The sequence below is a fragment of the Dyadobacter sp. genome, assembly GCF_051859145.1.
In the GTDB taxonomy this organism is placed as follows: domain Bacteria; phylum Bacteroidota; class Bacteroidia; order Cytophagales; family Spirosomataceae; genus Dyadobacter.
On sequence record NZ_JBHYGF010000580.1, the window covers coordinates 1 to 20,670 of the forward strand.

General features: G+C 46.1%; 17 protein-coding genes. 6 read left to right on the plus strand and 11 right to left on the minus strand.

From position 1 onward, the window contains the following. On the plus strand, positions 1–704 hold a 704-nt coding region (locus ACTIE6_RS24650; RefSeq protein ID WP_439559155.1), incomplete at its 5' end, for a DUF4301 family protein. 75 nt (positions 705–779) lie between these two features. On the opposite strand, the gene ACTIE6_RS24655 is transcribed toward ACTIE6_RS24650, so the two are convergent. Continuing rightward, positions 780–1,253, minus strand: a complete 474-nt coding sequence (locus ACTIE6_RS24655) for an Lrp/AsnC family transcriptional regulator (protein ID WP_015813234.1) — start codon at positions 1,251–1,253, stop codon at positions 780–782. Positions 1,254–1,441: 188 nt separating this feature from the next. Then, complete coding sequence (fcl, locus tag ACTIE6_RS24660) at positions 1,442–2,383, minus strand: GDP-L-fucose synthase (protein WP_439559156.1); 942 nt, start codon at positions 2,381–2,383, stop codon at positions 1,442–1,444. Positions 2,384–2,478: 95 nt separating this feature from the next. On the opposite strand from fcl, the gene ACTIE6_RS24665 reads away from it, so the two are divergent. Together ACTIE6_RS24665 and ACTIE6_RS24670 are read left to right on the plus strand one after the other, a co-directional pair. Continuing rightward, entirely contained in the window at positions 2,479–3,492 is a 1,014-nt protein-coding gene (locus ACTIE6_RS24665; protein ID WP_439559157.1) for a toxin-antitoxin system YwqK family antitoxin, read from the plus strand. Between the two features lie 4 nt (positions 3,493–3,496). Further along, the gene (locus tag ACTIE6_RS24670; protein ID WP_439559158.1) at positions 3,497–5,197 is read left to right on the plus strand and encodes a hypothetical protein; all 1,701 of its coding nucleotides are present in this window, start codon (positions 3,497–3,499) and stop codon (positions 5,195–5,197) included. Here ACTIE6_RS24670 and dacB read toward each other — a convergent pair whose 3' ends face one another. Beyond that, positions 5,198–6,472 carry a D-alanyl-D-alanine carboxypeptidase/D-alanyl-D-alanine endopeptidase gene (gene dacB / locus ACTIE6_RS24675; protein ID WP_439559159.1) on the minus strand — a complete coding sequence of 425 codons (1,275 nt, stop codon included), beginning with the start codon at positions 6,470–6,472 and terminating at the stop codon, positions 5,198–5,200. A 63-nt stretch (positions 6,473–6,535) separates the two neighbouring features. After that, positions 6,536–8,065: an ArnT family glycosyltransferase gene (locus tag ACTIE6_RS24680; RefSeq protein ID WP_439559160.1), complete on the minus strand. Its 1,530-nt coding sequence runs from the start codon at positions 8,063–8,065 to the stop codon at positions 6,536–6,538. Between the two features lie 85 nt (positions 8,066–8,150). Here ACTIE6_RS24680 and ACTIE6_RS24685 point away from each other — a divergent pair, with 85 nt between their 5' ends. Genes ACTIE6_RS24685 through ACTIE6_RS24695 form a run of 3 tightly spaced genes read left to right on the plus strand, consistent with a single transcriptional unit; the run spans position 8,151 to position 13,829 of the window. Further along, positions 8,151–10,070 (plus strand): RecQ family ATP-dependent DNA helicase, encoded by a 1,920-nt coding sequence (locus ACTIE6_RS24685; protein WP_439559161.1) that lies wholly within the window; start codon positions 8,151–8,153, stop codon positions 10,068–10,070. Next, positions 10,067–11,497, plus strand: a complete 1,431-nt coding sequence (locus ACTIE6_RS24690; protein WP_439559162.1) for a DUF5723 family protein — start codon at positions 10,067–10,069, stop codon at positions 11,495–11,497. The genes ACTIE6_RS24685 and ACTIE6_RS24690 overlap by 4 nt, the downstream gene beginning before the upstream one ends. A 1-nt stretch (position 11,498) precedes the next feature. Continuing rightward, positions 11,499–13,829, plus strand: a complete 2,331-nt coding sequence (locus ACTIE6_RS24695) for a CehA/McbA family metallohydrolase (RefSeq protein ID WP_439559163.1) — start codon at positions 11,499–11,501, stop codon at positions 13,827–13,829. A gap of 11 nt (positions 13,830–13,840) precedes the next feature. Here the strand turns inward: ACTIE6_RS24695 and ACTIE6_RS24700 are convergent, their stop codons facing one another. From ACTIE6_RS24700 to ACTIE6_RS24730, 7 genes are all read right to left on the minus strand, one after another. Further along, complete coding sequence (locus ACTIE6_RS24700) at positions 13,841–14,155, minus strand: DUF6787 family protein (protein ID WP_439559164.1); 315 nt, start codon at positions 14,153–14,155, stop codon at positions 13,841–13,843. A 5-nt stretch (positions 14,156–14,160) separates the two neighbouring features. After that, on the minus strand, positions 14,161–14,892 hold the full coding sequence (locus tag ACTIE6_RS24705) for an RluA family pseudouridine synthase (RefSeq protein ID WP_056290639.1): 732 nt from the start codon (positions 14,890–14,892) through the stop codon (positions 14,161–14,163). 27 nt (positions 14,893–14,919) lie between these two features. After that, positions 14,920–15,738 carry a 3-methyl-2-oxobutanoate hydroxymethyltransferase gene (panB, locus tag ACTIE6_RS24710; protein ID WP_031529552.1) on the minus strand — a complete coding sequence of 273 codons (819 nt, stop codon included), beginning with the start codon at positions 15,736–15,738 and terminating at the stop codon, positions 14,920–14,922. A 36-nt stretch (positions 15,739–15,774) separates the two neighbouring features. Then, on the minus strand, positions 15,775–17,076 hold the full coding sequence (locus ACTIE6_RS24715; protein ID WP_439559165.1) for a murein hydrolase activator EnvC family protein: 1,302 nt from the start codon (positions 17,074–17,076) through the stop codon (positions 15,775–15,777). Positions 17,077–17,178: 102 nt separating this feature from the next. Beyond that, a complete protein-coding gene (locus tag ACTIE6_RS24720) occupies positions 17,179–18,021 on the minus strand; it encodes a DUF4292 domain-containing protein (RefSeq protein WP_439559166.1) in 843 nt (280 codons plus the stop codon). After that, positions 18,011–19,762, minus strand: a complete 1,752-nt coding sequence (locus tag ACTIE6_RS24725; RefSeq protein WP_439559167.1) for a tetratricopeptide repeat protein — start codon at positions 19,760–19,762, stop codon at positions 18,011–18,013. Before ACTIE6_RS24725 ends, ACTIE6_RS24720 begins: the two co-directional genes overlap by 11 nt. Before the next feature lie 143 nt (positions 19,763–19,905). Next, a partial coding sequence (locus ACTIE6_RS24730; protein WP_439559168.1) for a TonB-dependent receptor plug domain-containing protein occupies positions 19,906–20,670 on the minus strand: 765 nt, incomplete at its 5' end.

The following is a 20,670-nucleotide window of genomic DNA, read 5'->3' on the forward strand; positions in this document are numbered from 1 at the left end:
GCCAGCTTGATGCGGACATTATCTTTATCAAAAACATCGATAACGTAGTTCCTGACCGCATTAAGGCTGACACCATCCAGTATAAAAAGGCACTTGCCGGCGTTGTTCTTAAATCACAAAAGAGGATTTTCGGCTATATTAATAAGTTGCAAGAAGGCTCTGACGCCGCGCTTTTACAGGAACTTGACGGTTTTTTCCGCAATGAACTTTGTGTGATTCCTCCCGCGGGTTTTGAGTCGTGGGAAGATGAGAAGAAGAAAGCATACTTTATTCAAAAACTTGACAGGCCACTGCGCGCCTGCGGAATGGTCAAAAACCAGGGCGAGCCAGGCGGCGGTCCATTCTGGGCTGAGAATGCAGACGGTTCTTCTTCATTGCAAATCGTAGAATCGGCTCAGGTAGACGTAGATAATGCATCTCAGAACGACATTTTCAAGAATTCAACCCACTTCAATCCGGTAGATCTGGTTTGTGCAGTTAAGAATTACAAAGGTGAATTATTTGATCTGAAAAAATTCCGTGACCCTTTGACAGGCTTTATAACTGCCAAATCAAAAGATGGAAAAGACCTGAAAGCGCAAGAGCTTCCGGGCTTGTGGAATGGAGCAATGGCAGATTGGAACACGCTTTTCGTAGAAGTTCCTTTGATCACATTCAACCCTGTGAAAACAGTAAATGATTTGCTGAGAGAACAACATCAATAGCAAAATGCATTTGTAGAAATATAAAAAAAGCCGCAGATTATTCTGCGGCTTTTTTTATGTCGGAAGAACACCGGATCAAGGTATCGGCAACACCTTGCTTTCCTTGAAAGTCGATAAAATTACCATTGTTTGTGTGCTGGCAACTTCTTCAATTTCATTGATTTTTTCGAGCATCAATTTCTGGTAAGTACTAATATCTTTTGAAATAACCCGGAGTAAAAAATCGCCAGTTCCTGTAATGTGGTGGCATTCGATAACTTCTGGTATCGCGTGAATCTTTTCAACAAATGATTCAGTCACCGCCTTTCTGTGTCCAACTAATGAAATCTGAACGAAAGTACTAACTCCCAAACCCACTTTCTCAGGTTCAAGCTGAGCGTGATAGCTCTTGATAATACCTGATTGTTCCAGCTTTTTAACGCGCTCCAGCGTTGGCGCAGGAGACAGCCCTATTTCTTTCGATAATTGTGCGTTTGTTATTTTTGCGTTCGTTTGTAAGATCTCCAGTACTTTTCGGTCTATCTGGTCTAACTTAATAATGGCGGACATTTCTCTATGACTAAGTGTTTTACGAGGCCCCGTTTTTTCAGGACGCTGCAAAACTAATTAGTTTCCCGAAGATTGTTATAATTTTATATGGGAAATTTGTCAAAGAAAAGAATTATAGTAGGCCAAAATTGAATTTAGTACTGAAATATTATGCTACGACTGTTTTAAAGGCACTAGCAGTTACTACTTTAGACTGCATACGTTTCGATTTTCTGCAGAAAATCCTGGTATGTAATCCGGATTCCTTCTTCCAGTTCAATGCTGTGCTTCCAGCCAAGATCATGCAGCTTTGAGACGTCCATCAGCTTCCGGGGAGTACCGTCTGGCTTGTCCGTATTCCAGTTGATTTCACCTTCATAACCTACAATGTCCCTGATCATTTCTGCCAAAGATTTTATGGTTACATCGGCACCAACACCTACATTCACGAACCCTGCCTCATCATAATTCTGCATTAAAAAATAGCACGCATCGGCCAGGTCGTCGGCATGTAAAAACTCTCTCAGCGGCGAGCCCGTGCCCCAAAGCTCCACAGAAGGTTTATTTTCTTCTTTTGCCTCATGAAACTTGCGGATCATTGCCGGCAAAACGTGCGAGTTATTCAGGTCGTAATTATCATTCGGACCATACAAATTGGTCGGCATTGCGGAAATGAAATTGCTGCCATATTGTGACCGGTAAGCCTCGCACATCTTGATACCCGCGATTTTGGCGATTGCATAAGGCTCGTTGGTTGGTTCCAGAAGCCCCGTCAGCAGAGAATCTTCGCGGAGTGGCTGGGGAGCAAGCTTGGGATAGATGCAGCTGGAACCCAAAAACATCAATTTCTTGACATCATTGCGGTACGCACTATGAATTACATTGTTCTGAATCAGCAGATTATCATTCAAAAACTCAGCGCGGTAAATGTTGTTGGCCATGATACCACCCACTTTCGCAGCTGCCAAAAACACGTACTCAGGTCGCTCCGCTTCAAAGAATGCACGTACAGCTGCCTGATTACGAAGATCGAGCTCAGAAGAAGTTTTTAGTACCAGATTGTCAAAACCTTCTTTCACCAGTTTCCTGTGTATTGCAGAGCCAACCATTCCTCTGTGTCCGGCGATATAAATTTTAGCGCTTTTTTCCACGGTGTTTTTTTAAATTTGTACGTTGAATATCAATATAGAAAAATTCAATTCGTTACAAAAGTAACAATCTTGTTGATAAGAAAAATCCAATTCACATGCAAAGAATCGTTCTGATCTGGGGCCTAATTTCGTGTTGTATGCTCAAAGGGGTGTCCGCTCAGTCCGTTCAAAAGGATTCTACACCGCCTTCCTGGCTTCCTAAAGAGACTGTCAAGAAAGATACTGCAAGCCGCCCGAAAGGATTAAACTCCTTTATTTCGGGCCTTGATCCGGTTGTAGGTGCTTCATTACCAGGGTCGAACAATAAGTCTACCAGCTTGTCAACGCTGTTCGGGGAAACAATACCGGATCTTGGATTGAGGGTTAAAGAGTACAAGAGCCAGAAGAAGGATAGACAAGCAAAGAAGGAACGTGCCAAGCTTGCAAAAGTGCAATATAAAGGCGTCCCGATGCAAAGTATGTCTGTGAAATATGGCAGCGGTGATCGGGCAGCGGTGGAATCATTTCATGTATTAAAAGAGTATCAGCCGATCAGCAGCTATGTTCGCGCTACTGAAACGCGCTGGTATGATAAAAAAGGTAAAAAGCTTAGCTCTGCGGTAGTCCAGAAAAAGGACCAGGCGCTCCCGCTTCATGGATCTTATAAAAAGTACAGCGGCGAAAACCTGATAGAGGAAGGCTATTATTATATGGGTGTAAAAGACGGTAGATGGGTAAAGTACGATGCCAAATACAACCTGATCGACAAGGCAATCTGGGACCGCGGGTTTCCTGCCGACTCCCGTATAGCGTACTACGATTCGGCACATACCCAGATAAAAGAAGTTATTCCGGTCGCATTTGGTGAAATAGAAGGGGAGTATCTCCAATTTTACAAGGAAGGCCAGCTCATGACCAGCGGAAAATATGACGATGGAAAAAAGGTCGGCCGCTGGATTGAATATTATCAATTTCGTCGCCAGCGGAAAAAAGAAATCCAATATCCCAAAACCGGCTGGGATGATGAATTTGAGCCTTTTGTTTTGAGAGAGTGGGACGATAAGGGCAAGCTGCTTTACGATTATACCAAGGATCCCCGCGCTTCGGCCGAAGAGGAAACTGAAAATTAACTTTATGCTCCAATCTCTCCTTCGCTTTGTCAGGGATAAAACCTGGCTGATTGTTTTTTTGTGCATTATTCCCGTCGTTATTTATGCCCTGGTATTTAAATCCATTGCGCTGAATGTCAATTATGTTGCATTCGACGACATTCTGATCTTAGGTATTATCCCCCGGTTTGGAGATGCGGACCTGCCTGAACGCTGGCGATTGCTGACAACACTTTTTCCAGAGCACAGACTGGTTTTTTCTCGCTCCGTGATTCTGCTGCTGCACGCCATATTTGGCAAAATCAACCTCGTTTGGCCGATGATCGTGGCCAATATCTGCTGGGCTTTGTGCGCATTGATCTTCTATCGTGCTTTTCTGAGATTGAAGGTCTCGCTCTGGTATTTTGTACCGGTTATGTGGCTCTGGTTCAATATCCAGTCATTTGAAAATATATTTTGGGGAGTAAGCTCGCTTTGTAATTTCGGAGTAATCCTGTTTTTCCTCTCTGCGCTTTATTTCACCGCATTTCATCCGCGTAAAATCATTCTGTCATTGCTTTTTGCGGTAATTGCCACCTTTTCATACGGAAATGGATTGATGATTTTCCCGGTAATGGGGTTAATGTACCTGCTGACTGGCTTTCGGAAGGAGTTCCTGATCACCGTCGCAGTCACAATAGCAGTCGCCGTTATTTACTTTATTGATTTTACGCCCATTACCCAGAACCTTGACTTCGGTAATCCAAAACAGGTGAAAGAAGGCTTCTTCGGCTTCTTTGGATTTATCGGTTCCATTGCTACGCTGTCTGCTTACAATGCGTCTTATACGATGCTTTACCTGGCTTCGGTCACAGGTATGCTCTTTATTGGCGGATTAATTTTCCTGTACAGAAATGAATTTGCAAAGCTCTGGGATTCTGCCTGGCTTAAATCGCGCTATACCAATCAAACTGCGCTTTTTGTAGCCGGTATTGCCGTTTTCGTGGCAATTACCGCCCTCGCACTCACCTATAAACGCATTCCGACCGATACTTTTGAAGGGATGTTCAAAGGGCGGTACCGCATGTACTCTGCACTTTGGTGCGTTGCATTGTACTTCGCGTTTTTGTCTTTTGCCAAATCCAATGTGCGGATAAAGCTGGCTCCATTCATCCTGCTGGCTGCAATCGGTTTAAATCTGGTTATTCTGCACAGCAACTTTGCCGATGCTGTGAATAACCGCCGCGCCGCTATTGCGCAGGAATTCAATGCGCGTTATAATGCAGACTGGCTGGGAATCAGAATGTTTTCAATGGATCAAAAACATTTTGAGCATATCAGATCCCTCTACGGTTCGGCCGATCCGCTTGCCGAAGGCTGGAACCCGCAGTTGAACCTCGCTTCGATCCCGTGTGATAGTCTCTACAAACCGGATAAAGTCGGCAAGCTGGGAAATTACATTGTTATCGAATTTCAAAACAGGATTTTCGACACAAAAAAGGATTTTTCTGACGGCGCTTACGTATTGCTCAAATCTGACAAACACACTTACGCGTCACCGCCATTCCAAGCTGCGGTACCGCTGAAAACGACCATTCGCAGACAGATGTACTTCTCAAAAGGTGCATTTGCGAGTTTTCACGAAGCCAATGTGGAACCAGGCATTTACCAGATTTATCTGCTGGTACGCGAAAATGGCCTGAATCGCATTTATTGTACAGGTAGTACCTGGGGCGAAAATCAGTAACTAAAACTTTTGGTGCAAGCCGGTCAGAATGCGTTCTACTTCCTTCCTTACTTCTGAGCTTGGCCGCGTAAAATTGTTGTTCATGAAGCTGAAAACAAGCGTTTTGCCTTTTTTAGTAATCAAATAGCCACTCAGGTTATAGATGTTGCTGAGGCTACCTGTTTTGGCAAAAACAAAAGGCTCGCTGCCTTTGAACAGATTGTTCAAAGTACCACTTTTGCCACCAGCCGGCAGGATCTTAAAGAGTCTTTCCTGCGGGACTTTCGCATTAATCTTTTGCAGCAATGCAACAATACTTCTTGGCGTAAACAGATTATACCGGCTCAAACCTGACCCATCCTTCCAAATCGGCCGGTCCGGCAGATCTTTTAAATGATGCTCAATTGCGTGCGCAATCGCTTTTTCAGTATTTAATGGAAGTCCGTTTGCAGATGCGTAGAGGAGTAGGAGCTGCTCCGCCATCATGTTGTCACTTACCTGCATCATTCTGGTATACAGGGAATCAGAAGGAATGCTGTTAACCTTTTGCAGTTCAATGTCCAGGGGAATATTGATCAGTTTAACCTCTTTTTTTAAAGTGTCACTAAGCAGCTGAACAGTTACCAGATCGGTCATGCGGACAGGTACGTCCTGCTCCAAACCTTGGGGGACGGCCAATTTGGAATGGTGAAAAATGTTTTGCAACTCTTCCCGCTGAATCCCCGAAGCCAATGTATCCAGTACCGCATAATTCTTCCAAAAACGAGGCGAAACTTGGAAAGGCGCTCCGTTGCCTGCTTTGAAACGGGCTATATTACCGTAAATGGGCATAGGCGTTACCTCAGCCTGGTAATAATCGTTGTAATCGCTCCAAGCCCAGCCGGGACCAAAACGTTTATTCTCAAAATTAAATGGTGTGAAAAAAATAGGTTCTTTTCTGCTTTTCAGGAAATCAAATACCTTACTATGAGGAAGATCCGGATGTAAAAGTGAAGGATCGCCGGTACCGCGTATGATTAATAGTTCGCCCCATTCAAGGTATTCCAGCCCGGGAATGGAGTCACCCAATGCGCATAATCCCGCATAGAAACTGAAAAGCTTGGTATTGGAAGCGGGTGTAAAATATTTGTCACCCTGGTAAGAAGCCAGCGTCTCTGTCTCATTAAGCCTGGAAATCGAGATACCCGTATGCTGCTGGCTGAGAACAGGAGAGTTCCTGATTTCTTTATTGATATAATGCGAAACAGAGCAGCCGGATAAGGTGAAGATACTGAGCAGAAACAGTAGCGTGCGCATGAAAAGGATTTGATAATGAATGAAAACAAAGTTAATATTTTCAGACATTTAACGACCTGCCAGTTAGCTGTCGGGCAAAGTAATTTTAGTGTTTCGGCTGATCACCGGCTGTGCGGGAGCAGATCGCATATTCCTGATCACGAGCAGGTAATTGCTTTTCAGGGGTATAATGGAATCCGTTGCTGCATTGAACTGGGGAAGGCAGGAAGAATCAGCGAAAATGTATTTGGCAGCATTCGTGTCGGTCGTCAGTGACAGGCAGTGGTAGCGTTGAAAGTTGGCGTGAATGTTAGCGTCCTGAAACAAGTTGTGGCACACACCGATGGTAGAAGAGCGCTGCACAAACTTCTGAACCCGGACTGCATTTTCTGCCATAATATCCTGCTCAACGTGGCTTACTTTGAATGCAGTAAGCACCCAGCAGGCGACGCAGCCCGCAACCAGTGCAGGCAAAAGCAGTTTGTTGTACAGCTGGGAAAATGCTGCGGTTTTTTCAACAAATAACGTGGCAAAGAACAAAGCTGCAAAAGGCAATGCAGGTACCAGGTAATGGGGATATTGTTTGATACTGAACAGCATAGGCAATGTTACAGAGGCCGTGACCAGTAAGAAAAGTACACCTATCTGCCTCAAATCTCTTGAAATCGCCACCGGCAGACCAGCCAGCCAGGCAGATGCATTCAACGCGATGAATGCTAACAAATGCGGATATACGTTTCTCAGTAATTCAGTTAAAAGGTAAAAATGGCCGGCTATACCAGCTACTGTTTTTTCCCGCTTCTGAAGCAAAGCCTGTACTACCTGACCTTCGAAGTAAGTGCGCATGAAATCACAGGCAGGTTGGTAGGAAAAGAGTAGCAGGGCGCTTGCCAGCAATGTACCGAGCATTGTTAACGTACAAAATAACGCCGGTGTAATGCGCCTGGCATTGATGCTGATCGCATAGATGAATGGAAATGCAAGTGGATAAAGACTTACCGGACCTTTGGTCAGAAAACCGGCGGAAATGCAGATACCAGCGGCAACAGCAAATACATATCCGTCAAGAATTGCAGGTTTTTTGATGAAGAAAAGAAGTTGAAAATAGCACGACAGCAAGCAGAATACGGCTAAGGTACTGTCTAAAAAGTTGTTTGGAATGCTGTACCAAACGGTTTCCATTGCATACCAGCACAGCACAGGCAGCCAGGAAAATTTCAGTAGCCTTGGCTTTTCTCTGAGCAGCAGGCACCAGATTTTTACAATCAGGAAAATGGAGGAAACAAGAATAATCAGATTGTAAATGTTCTCTACCGCAATGGAATCGCCCAGTACACGAAATATCACAGCCTGCATTCCAAATTGTAATGGAGGGTGGCCGGAAAAAAATCCGTGATTATCGTAAGGCAGCCAGAATGAATGAGCAAAGAAAGGTCGCCAGAAAGAACCTATACCAATCGACATATTCCGGGCAATGGACGCATAGGTTACCCCGTCCATAAACATCGTGTCGTCAATGGATCTTGGCAAAAACGTGATCAGGATAAAACTGATTGTGAAGATCCAGGCAAGTACTTTTATGTACCCGTCTGAGCGCGTTGCCTGATGCATCATAATAGCAGTAAAGCGTATAGATCACAAACATATCACATTACTTTGTACTAAGTTCTTTACTGAAATCAAAAGTTATTAAGCGTAAATGATTGATATAAGGGCAGTTCTAAAACATTACTGGGGATACGATGCATTCCGTCCGTTCCAGGAGGATGCGATCCGGACTGTCCTGAATGGGATCGACACACTTGTTCTCCTTCCGACAGGAGGAGGAAAGTCTGTTTGTTTCCAGGTACCGGTGATGGCAATGGAAGGCGTTTGCATTGTAGTTACCCCATTGATTGCCCTGATGAAAGACCAGGTAGAGCAGCTGAAAAAGCGTGGAATACCTGCCGCTGCGATACATACGGGTATGAGCAAGAACGAAATTGACATTACGCTGGACAACTGCATTCACGGAAATACCAAATTTCTGTATGTATCGCCCGAGCGGCTCAGGACCGACATTATGATTGCACGTGCAGCGCAAATGAAAATCTGCTTGCTGGCGATTGATGAGGCGCATTGCATTTCAGCCTGGGGTTATGATTTCAGGCCTTCGTACCTGCTGATTTCGGATTTCCGGAAACGGATACCGGGCGTACCTGTTATGGCGCTTACTGCCACAGCTACGGAAGAAGTACGCGCAGATATCCTGGATAAGCTTGAAATGAAGAATGCACGCGTTTTCAAACAATCGTTTGCGCGCGCAAACCTTTCATACTCCGCTTTCGCAGAGGATAACAAGGAAAAGAAAATATTGCAGGTACTGAAAAATGTAAGCGGCTCGGCTATTGTTTACGTAAGAACGCGGAAGCGGACCAAGGAAATAGCTGACTGGCTCAACCGCCACGGAATTTCTGCCCAGGCTTATCATGCAGGTTTACCGTTTAAAGAACGCTCCGAGCGGCAATCTGCGTGGATACGCAACCAGACCCGCGCAGTTGTAGCGACCAATGCATTTGGAATGGGGATTGACAAGCCGGATGTACGCACAGTGATCCATTTCGATTTGCCCGATAACCTCGAAGCCTATTACCAGGAGGCAGGCCGGGCAGGCCGGGATGAACAAAAAGCGTATGCAGTCGCGCTTTTTAACCAGCTTGAACTGGAAGAACTGTCGGACAATATTGAAAGAAGGTACCCGCCGGTAGAAACTTTAAGGAGAGTTTACCAGTCGCTGGCCAACTATTACCAGGTGCCCGTTGGCAGCGGTGAAATGAGCGGGTACAGCTTCGATATACAGGATTTCACGGGCATTTTCGGGCTGGCCCCAAACGAGACGCATTATGCGCTCAAACTCCTTGAAGAAGAAGGTTTTATTCAGTTAAGTGAAAATTTCAATGATCCGTCGCGGGTACATTTCCTCGTCGACAACCGGGAATTATACGATTTTCAGATACGCTACCAGGAATTCGATTCGTTTATCAAAGTGATTTTGCGGCTTTACGGAGGCGAGGTTTTCACCGAATATGTCCGGATTTCTGAAATTGAAATAGCGCAGGTTTATTTCGCCCCGGAAGCAGAGGTAATCAAAAAGCTGAAATTTCTGGCAGAGCGCGACATACTGGATTATCAGCCGAGGAAAGACAAACCGCAGCTTACATTCATGACGCCGCGGTACGAAGCCGGACTCTTGCCGCTCAATGTTTTTGAAATACAAAGAAAAAAAGAAAGGGACCTGACCAAGGCCCGGGCCGTGGCGCGGTATGCTTCACACACACAAATATGCCGCACATTGCTGCTGTTGGAGTATTTCAATGAATTCGATGCAGAAGAATGCGGTATTTGTGATATATGTTTGAAGAAGAAAAAACACGAAGCAACAAATGACGAAAACCTGCCGCTGCGGATTGTTCAATACATTACCAATGAAGGCCTGATTACGCCGGTAAAGCTAAGTCACGCTTTTGAAAAAACTGATGAAAATGTCTTTCTAAAAACTTTACAATATCTGATCGAACAGGAAATCGTCCGTTACGATTCCTCAGGAAATTTGGCCATTACTAACAAAACTCAACATTGAAAAAGTCCGCACTTTACTCAGCACTATTTTTTTCATTAATTTCCTCGGTAACACAGGCACAGCAAATCCCGGGTTTGTCTACCAGCAACTACGGCGGCATTTACCGCGCCACTTACAACCCTTCTGTTTTGGGTGGGCCAAAGCATAAATGGCAGATCAATATCGGTACCCTTGGTGGCAGCATTAACTACCGGTATTTCAGGTTTTTGGGTGAAAATTCTTTACTGTACCCGCTGCTTGCGCCACATTCCACCAAAGAATTATACGGTCGCTCCCGTACAATGGGCTCGCTCACCAACGAAGATCCGATCCATGTTGCGAGTGAAATCCGCTGGCCTTCGGCAATGATTGCATTGGGTAAGTATCAGGGACTTGCATTACAGTTCCGCACGAGAGGTTATGTACTCGCCAATCACATTCCAAGCGCAGTTCGCAATCTGTATTTTCACCGGCTCGACACCGGCAGTACCCCGTCGGTGACCAATGAGAGATGGGGCGATTTCAATATTGTTCAGCAAAGCTTTTCAGACGTAAGCTTGTCGTACGGAGCCCAAATACTTGATCTTGAATCCCATAAAATCAAAATAGGCGCCACTGCCAAACGTGTTTTCGGAGCACGTGTGGGTTACCTGACTGGTTCGGTAGATCGTTTCATCATTTCGCCACAATCGGCAAACAGCGACATCAGCGATTTGTCAATTAGTGGGTTTACCTACGAAAGTGGGTACAGTGCACCCAACCGGGGCGTATCGCTCGGCAATTTGTTCAATTCTGACAAGTATGGGTCAGGCTGGGGTTATGATCTGGGCTTTACCTATGAGCTGGGATCTTACTGGGGAAAATCCAAAGAAGTTTTTGACGAAAGTCCCGAGTACCTGATCAGGCTTGGCGCATCTTTAACGGACATTGGTTCAATCCGGTACAAAACGAATGATTCCAGGGTAGAACGTGGCCGTCAGGCTGCTGCATTGATCGGGCAGACGGAGCTGGAAACCATCGCTGATAAGGGTGTAGAAGGATTCATGAGCCTTTACGCAGCGGACACAAGTGCTACTTTTAACAAAACAGTTCGCCTTCCGCAGGCACTCCACCTGGAAGCCGACATTCAGCTGGTAAAAGGATTTTTCGTGACACTATCCCAGACAAAACGTTTTAAAGAAAGATCAGGTGAATATCTGGATATTTATCAACCTAATGTTTTCACAATTACGCCAAGATTTGAGGATGAAGACTCTGATTTTGCCTTTCCTATTTCATTTATAGAAGGAAACAACCGCCCTTCGATCGGGGCAGTTGGCCATTTCGGACCTATATTCCTGGGATTAAGCAGCGTAAACGGACTCTGGAAAAGGGGAGGAGCAAGAGGAAGTATGGTCTACCTCGGGTTCACAGCCTGGAAATTAAATCGTAAAAAAGACAAAGATTGATATGAGGAAAATCTTTACGCTACTGTTTTTGCAATTCGTTTTTACGACAACAATGTACGCGCAGCACGGACATCACGCTGCCGCTTCCAAAAACACAGCCGTAGAGCCTCAGCCGCTACTCGCACAGGCAATGCGCCTCCGCGACGCACTCGCATTTTCAGGAAATCCGCTGCCCGAGCAGGATCAGAACAGACTGAATGCGCTGTCCAACAAACCTTTAAGTGCAGAGACAGTCTGGACAATTCAGGAGATTTTCGATCCGTATTGTCTGAATATCGTTGACATTAATCCCGAAGGCAGGGTAAAGGTCGAGCGTGGGGCAGCCAATGCAGAGCTGATCCAGTCGGGCTGGACAAGCTTTCTGGTAAAGGTTAACAATGAAGCAGGTATTACCGCCAAACTGGAAGTGGAAAGCCCGAATGCAGCCAAACCTTACCATTCTCCCAATTTTGAACATCGCGTAAAAGAAGAGCACAAGCTTTCGCCCGGGCAGGTTGCAAATCGTTTTCTGGAAGTACAGATGTATACGAACCGGCCTTTGCAACCGAATTTGTCGGGTTTGAAGCTGGAATATGCAATTGTCCAGATTTACTCCAAAGATGCAGGAAAACGCGAAGCGGAGATCGCCTACAATGTTGGCCAGGGCTCGCAGGATATCGGTTTCAGAAATGCAACGCACATTCTTTTTGATGCAAAGCCTGCGGTAAAGGTGATTTTTAAAGTTAAAGATGTGGATGGAAGTCCGGTAATGGCGTCGTTTTTGATTACAGATGCAAAAGCAAAATCAGGCGGCAGGTTTAAACGATATTACCCGCTCCCTTCCCGCAGAGTTACTGCATTCGACGAATATCCGGACTTTTTCTTTCAGCCGCAGATTTACAGAAAAGATGGCGAGCACGTGCGGCTTCCGGCAGGTTCTTACAAAGTCACATACAGCCGGGGACCGGAGTATTTGCCCCAAATCAAAGAGATAACAGTTCCTGGCCATGCAGATTCGGTCAGCATCGATTTTGAACTTAAACGCTGGATTCAACTATCCAAACTGGGCTGGTACAGCGCCGATCACCACATTCATGCAGCAGGTTGCAGCCACTACGACAGCCCGACAGAGGGAGTTGACCCTGCAGATATGTTCAGGCAGGCGCTGGGCGAAAACCTGGATATGGCGGCTAATCTCGCCTGGGGGCCGAGCTGGTACCATCAGAAAACTTTTTTTACGGGGAAAGATCATCCGCTTTCGAGCAAACAGAATATCATGCGAAATGACGTGGAAGTTTCCGGTTTTCCTTCCTCGCACGCTGGTCACATTGTTCTATTGCGGATCAAAGAAGATGATTATCCGGGAACAAAGGTGATCGAAGACTGGCCCAGCTGGACTGCGCCGGTACTTTCGTGGGCAAAGCAGCAGGGCGGGCTGGTTGGCTATGCGCACTCAGGCTGGGGATTAGAACCTGTGCAGCCCGTCACGAAAATACCAAACTACATTCTACCCAAAATGGACGGGATCGGTGCGAATGAATACATTGTAACAGTTACCCAAAACCTGGTGGACTTTTTCAGCGCCGGCGATACACCTGCGCCCTGGGAACTGAATATGTATTATCACACGCTGAATTGTGGATTTCGGCCGAGACTCAGCGGAGAAACGGATTTTCCCTGCATTACAGACGCCAGAGTGGGACAGGCAAGGAGCTATTTCAAAGTGGAGGGACAGATGAATTATGACGGGTACGTCGATGCGCTTAAAAGGGGAAGAAGTTACGTATCCGACGGAAAATCGCATATCATGGATTTTGCTGTCAATGGCAAGCTGGCGGGTGTAGCGGAAAGCGAGCTGCTGCTGAAATCAGGGCGCGAAATCCAGGTAACTGCCCGCATTGCAGCTTATCTACCGGTAGAACAGGATAGTACCGGAGAAAAGATCGCGAAAACGCCGATAACTTCCATGCCCTTTTGGGATATCGAAAGAGCGAGGATGGATAAGTCCAGAAATGTGCGTGTAGAACTGATCGTGAACGGAGAGCCGGTCGATACCGTGGCGATAGCTGCTGACGGGGCTGTCAAGGATTTAAAATTCAATTACAGGCTCGACAAATCGGCGTGGGTTGCATTGCGTATTTTCCCCAGCTCGCATTCCAATCCATTCTTTATAAAGATAGCTGATCAGCCTATTGCAGATAAGAAGAGTGCCGAGTGGTGCCTCGCGGCGCTGGATCAATGCTGGAAAATGAAAGCGCCCAACATTCGCGCCAATGAAAAAGCAGCCGCTGCCGAAGCTTACGAAGCTGCGAGGAATGTATATCGTAAGATTATGGAAGTGGCGGAGAAGTAATCGGGAGGATTTTATGCACCCGCACCTTTCTTTTTAAACAAACCGCCTATCCTGCTGAACATCCGTTTTTCAAACTCCCAGAAGAAAGCGAATTTGCCCCAGATCCAGCCCCAAATCAGCAGGATAAGCTGGTATAATGGAAGCATGATGAGGATATTGACTGCCCAGCGGATCCAGGCTGGGGAATCCTTTGTTAATCCGATCAGATCAAAAAGGGCGCGTTTTACATACAATACCGAAAAGCCCGTGCAGGCAAAAACAATCAGGATAATGAGCACATCCCAACCGTTTTTGACATTCCAGCGCTCTTTCAGTTTTTCGATCATCGGGCTTACTCGTGAAAGAAGTCCAGATGTTCCGGCTTGATTTCCTCTTTGTCGAGGGACAAAAACTCTTCCCAGAATGGATCATTCGGTACACCCGCGCGGCAAATCACCGGCTCCTTTTTTACCGGGTGCTCAAAGTACAGCCTACGTGCGTGCAAATTGATATTTCCATCAGGGTTTGCCTTTGGGTAACCATATTTTAAATCACCACGGATCGGGCAATTCATGGATGCAAGCTGCACGCGGATCTGGTGCGGGCGGCCTGTTATCGGCATTACTTCCAGCAAGTGAAATTTATTTACTTCTCCCAGCCAGCGGTACGAAAGCTCGGCGCGCTGCGTTCCAGGCGCTTCATAATCGTAGGCTGTGGTAACATTGCGCGATTCGTCTTTTGAAAGCCAATGTACCAGCTTGCCTTTTTTCTCCGCAGGCTTGTTTTTAACTACTGCCCAATAAGTTTTCTGAACATCACGCTTCCGGAAAATCTCATTCATTCTTTCCAGAGATTTGGAAGTCCGCGCAAACACAACCAACCCGCTTACTGGTCTGTCAAGACGATGGACTGTTCCCAGGAAAACTGCCCCTGGTTTGTTGTATGCTTCTTTCAGGTACTCTTTTCCCATATCCAGAAGACATTTATCACCTGTTGCATCTCCCTGCACCAGAATACCGGGTTCTTTATTGATAATGAGAAGGTGATTATCCTCATATACCACGTGGAGTGCGTTTTTAGCCATTTGAATAGTTGTATACTTTTAAAAAGGTCAATAAGATTCCTGTTCGTTCGGGAATGATTTGCCTTTCACATCTTTGATATAGTTAGAAATCGCGTCGGTCATCACACCATTTAAATCGGCATAGCGACGCAGAAACCTGGGTTTGAATTCTTTATTGATACCCAGTAAATCGTGTAGTACCAGGATCTGACCATCTGCATGTGGTCCGGCACCAATTCCAACAGTAGGGATTGTCACGCTTTCCGATACTTTCTTGGTCAATGCAGAAGGTATTTTTTCCAAAACCACAGAAAAGGCACCTACTTCTTCCAGCATTTTGCAGTCTTCCAGCAGTTTCGCCGCCTCTGCTTCCTGCTTCGCACGTACCGTATAAGTGCCGAATTTATAGATAGATTGCGGTGTGAGGCCTAAATGTCCCATTACCGGAACTCCCGCACTTAATATCCGGGTGATTGAATCTTTGATTTCAAGTCCGCCTTCCAGTTTGACCGCATGCGCGCCTGACTCTTTCATAATCCGGATTGCCGAATTTAAAGCCTCGCGCGAGTTGCCCTGATAAGAACCAAACGGAAGGTCCACAACTACCAGTGCACGTTTTACCGCGCGTACCACCGAAGTAGCATGGTAGATCATCTGGTCAATGGTAATCGGCAGCGTCGTTTCGTGACCCGCCATTACATTGGAAGCCGAGTCGCCAACCAGGATCAATTCCACGCCCGCTGCGTCCACAATGCCGGCCATTGAATAATCGTACGCGGTAAGACAGGATATCTTCTCGCCACGGTTCTTCATTTCCTGAATGGTGTGAGTCGTAACGCGTTTGATGTCGGGGGTATGGACAGACATAGGAGTAGATTTAAATAGAAAAATATAACTGACTTCTTACCTTCTTATCAGCCAGTTTTCAGGATTGAGGCGGGAAGTGTTCTTCCAGATCTGAAATTGAAGCTCTGAGGTACCGTCGCTGTCGGTAGCCACGCGGCCGATGTTTTCCCTTGCTTTTACCTTCTGTCCGGCGCGCACTGTTACACCGTTCATTTTGGCATAAATCGTCATGTAATTACCATGCTGGATCGCAACAACGTTACCCATTCCAGGCATTTCTGTTACGTCGAGTACTACGCCGTCATAAACCGATCTTACCGGCTCACCCGCAGTTGTCTGGATATCCACGCCGAGGTTATCTACCATAACACCCTTCAAAACCGCGTGTGGCCGCTGTCCGAAATGCCCTGACACGAAACCCTTCACCGGCCACGGCAGGCGCGACTGCGATGCTGTGAATGAAGAAGCCAGTGTGGTTTCCTCCTCGCTCATTCCGCTCGAAACAACAGGTTCTTCCTCTTCCTTCGGCGCGGCTACGATAGCTGCCTCACCCTTTTTCTCCCTTTCGGCATTCTCACGTGCAAGCCGCTCCCGCTCTGCACGGCGGCGCGCTTCACGCTCCTCGCGTTCCTTTCGCTCCCTTTCAAGCCGCTCTCTTCTTTCCCGTTCCGCAATCCGCCGGATATTGGCTTCCAGTAAATCGGTAGCGCGCTTGTTCTCGGCTATCTGTTTTCTAAGTTCAACCTCTTTTTGTGACAGCTCCTGAATTACTTCATTCTGCTTCACTTTCAAGCCTTCGAGCTTGGTATTTTCAGATACGCGGGTATCCAGAACGGTTTTTTGCTGGGTCTTTTTCGCGGTAATGCGACGGCGTTCCTGCATGAGCTTGTCCTGCAAAATACCAATTTCCTTGGCTTGTCCCTGCCGCGCCTCGGTATATTGTTTGAGGTATTTATATCTTAATACAAACTGGTTGAATGTACCGGCAGAAAAAAGGAAGACAAGCTGATTGAAGTATGCATTCCTCTTCGAAGCCTCATAGATCATGTGACCGTACTCTTCTTTGAGAACATTCAGGCTGCTGTCGAGGGACTGACGTTTTCTTTCGAGGACTTTCAATTCTCCATCAAGCAGTTCCAGATCGTCAGAAAGCAGGTCAATCTGCTTTTTGTAAGTGTTGATCTGTTGGTTCAATGCTTTTAACTGTCCGAGATTGACATTCTTTTGGGAAGAAGTCTGTTTGAGGATACTTTGGATCTCCCGGATTTTGCCCTGGTTTTCACTTTTTTCGCGTTCCAGCTGTTCCCTGGTTTTCTGGGCGTAAGCGCCAGCCAACGAACATAGTATGAACGTCAGCATTAAAATCAAACGACGGCGACCAGGGGTACTAAAAAGCATATTATTGATTCTTGCTGGCAAAATACAATTCATGGCCGGCAAATTTAAGCAGACTTTCTGACTTTATTTTTTGCGTTTATAGCTGGAAGGGACATTGAATGGAAATCCGGGGCTTTCACGCTGCATTTCTACTTTGCTGTGCTTAATGCGCATATCGGTTTGGTTTACCTGCTGGTCTTTCAACGATTTCACATTCAGATTGATAACACTTGCAAAAGGAAACAAAACTCCGCCCACATCCTTAAAATCTTCGTAATCAAGCAGGAAAGTGTTTTGCGTAGGCACTTCGGTTGCTTTGAGCCGTGAAAGTTTCAATGTGCTTTCACTAATAAAATTTTCTATTTCAAGACGGTCTTTGATCTGCCTCAAAACATAAAACTCATTCATTTTCACAAATCGCGTGTCGGCTTCCTGGGGAAATGGCGGATTTCCCACGATCATGGATTGAAGAAGATCGAAATTCAGGTCAAAATTGTACTGCCTGCTGAGTTGTTCGTAGTTAAACACGAAATAGTCGCGGTGGATTTTATCCATGAACACGATGGAATCACGCGTGATAATACCCCTGGCAACTTCCAAACCAACTCCGGTTACCGAAAGCCAGATAATACTATCCTTCTTCATGCGGATATTCACATTGACATTATCGAAATTCTGGGATTTACTTTGAAGCGAAACCTTTGACTTGGCAGTAAGATAATCAAAAGCAACTTCATTGATCTTGACTGGTGCGACGGTTTCCGCAACTGCTGTTTTGGAGGAGTCAGCCGCCGGCGATGTAGTATTAGCTGCCGTAGTATCTGAGAATGGTGTTTCGCTGGTACGTTTTGATGTACGTTGTTTGTGGCAAGCTGTTAACCAAAGAAATGAAAAGGCGAACAGCCCGGCTACTATTTTATTGCTCATGTAATGCACCTGTTGCTATTTTTTTGTCGAGAAGTTCAGTGGTTTCTCCCATTCTCTTCGCCTTTTTCCACTGCGCCACTGCATTGTCCCTTTCACCTAACTTGAAAAGAACATCTCCATAATGTTCAACAATCGTGCCACTTACACTGCTGCTGTCGAGCATTGCTCTCTCCAAAAACTCTTTTGCTTTCTTGTAATCTTTGCGGATATACAGTACCCAGGCGTAGGTATCCAGGTAAGTCGGATTGTCTTTGTGCTGCTGCACCAGTCTCTCCGACATCTTTAAAGCGAGGTCAAGCTTTTCCTTCCTGAGCGAAAGAAAATAGCTGTAATTATTCAAAACATGATCATTGTCGGGATTGGCCTTCAATGCAAGCTCGTAGGAAGCATCGGATTTGGCATGGTCTCCCTGTCCATTGAATGCGTCGCCCAAAGAAGCATAAATGTGCGGAACGAGATCAGGATTATTGGTAACCAGTTTCAGGCTTTCTTCGAGTGAGGAGACAGCTTCCCTGAAATTTTTCTTCATCAAATGTGCAGTCCCATTGGAGTACCAGAACAAACCCTGGTTTGGAAAAAGCTCCAATGCTTTCTCCGAATGCACCAGCATACTATCCACCTGGTTAAGCTCTCCGTCCAGCTGTATCAGGGCAATCCATATCTTAAAATCGGAGCCATCGAGGCGGCTGGCTTTTGAGTAATAGTCTCGGCCTTCTTCTTTTTTGTTCTGACGTACAAGCAGGTCGGCATAAATCACATTGGCGAGGGCTTCGTTCGGGTGCGTTTCCAATAGCTGCTTTGCCAATGTAACTGCCTCGGTAATCTCGCTTTCTGATTTCAGCATGCTCAGGTAACCTGTCAAAACCCTGATTTTAGGCTCTGCTTCAAGGTTTGGATTGGCAAAAACCAGTTTAAGCTCCTGGTTACACTTTTGCACATCGCCATTGCGGCGGTATATATCTGCGAGCAGCACGTGCGCCTGCGCTTCGTCGGGATTGATTTTAAGTGCTTCTTCAAGTGGGGTAACCGCTTCTACAATGCGATCGTTGGCGATCAGCAGCTCGGCCAGTTCTACCCGGTAGCTAACTTCGATCGGTTCAGCATTGATCAGCTTTTTTGCTTCTGCAACCGCTTTATCCAGGTTGTTTTGTCTCAGATAAAGCTGCTGTTTCTGATGCGTGATCTCTTCTGTAATGCCCATTGACTTTTCAAGGACATTATAAGTGTCTATTGCCTTATCAGGTTGGTCGTTGAATACATATACCGCGGCCAGCTCAATTCCGTACTGAATGTTTTCCGGGTTTTTAGCAACCAGCGTTTCGTAAATGGCGGCCGCCTCGGAGTATTTCCTGCGTTTGGCATAAAGCTCTGCCAGCTGCTGGGCGTAGAAGATATTGTTTTTATCAAGTTCGTGGGCCTTTTTGGAAGGGGCAATGGCATCATCAAACTTTTCGAGCTTGATCAATGCAGTGGCAACCAGGTACTGGCTCGCTGCATCCTGACTGTTTTCCTGCGCCAGTTTTTCAAAAAGAGGCAAAGCCTTAGCCGGCTCGTCTTTCATCATAAACTTCATTCCCTCAGTCGCAAGTGATTCTTTTTCAAGACGGAGACCTACATCCTCGGTTTTTACAGCATCTTTTTCACGGTCTTTGTTGCGGCGCTGGGCATGCGAGGAGTGCGTGACGAGCAAACTCGCCAGCATTAAGATCGGAAGGTTTAGTTTTAAATACACGGTCTTCATATTTCAATCAGATGCCATCAGTTTCCGAGACTTGACCGGCTATTTCAGAGTAAATACCAAAGTTACCACTTTTGTCTGTACGACTAGTTCGCAAGACTGTTCAAATAAAGATACTAACGCCGAAACGCAAGTAATCTTGTTGCTTAATTCACTGAATATGTGGTTTTGGCAAAGCCTGGCGAGCCGCCGGTACTCAGCGCTTCTACCCTCACGTCGACGGAAGTTGTTGCGTCCGAATTGAAGTACCTGATCTTCGCTTTTCCATTCTTATCTGTTTTTACCATGGGCGCCCAGAAGATAGTCGAGCGATAATCGGGATTCAGGTTTGGCGGATCTTTTGGCGAATAGGCGGGAGCATAAAATACCTTTGGCACATTGAATCCTGCGATTTTGGAAACGAGCACACCCGGTACAATGTCCTGTGTGTAGTCGTAGTTTGAGTTCCCTCTTTTTGTCAAAATAGATATCACCCCATTTCCTCCATTCATTCCAAAAATCGCTGCCGATGCGCCTTTCAGTACATCAATGGACTCTACATCATTGACATTCATTGAAGAGATGAAATCTTTGTCAACCGGCATTCCGTCGAGAACAAACTGGGGCTCATTCCGATTTCCACGGATACTTACCTTTGCATTCATCCCAAAACCTGTTACCGCAACGCCGGCCACCCTTCCAGCAAGTATATCGAGTACGCTTGTTCTGCCAGCAGCTAGCTCGGGGGTTACCTTAATGGATGCATCAGCGGTACCGTAAATCTTTCGTGGATCGCGCTGTACCTGCTTTCTGGCTTTAATGGTTACTTCCTGCAATAGCCGCTCCCGGTTTGCACGAATTTTCCTGCTGATCTCCTGATCCTGGGCATTTCTTGCCAGAAAATCATTTAACAGCTTTGCATCTACCGTAAG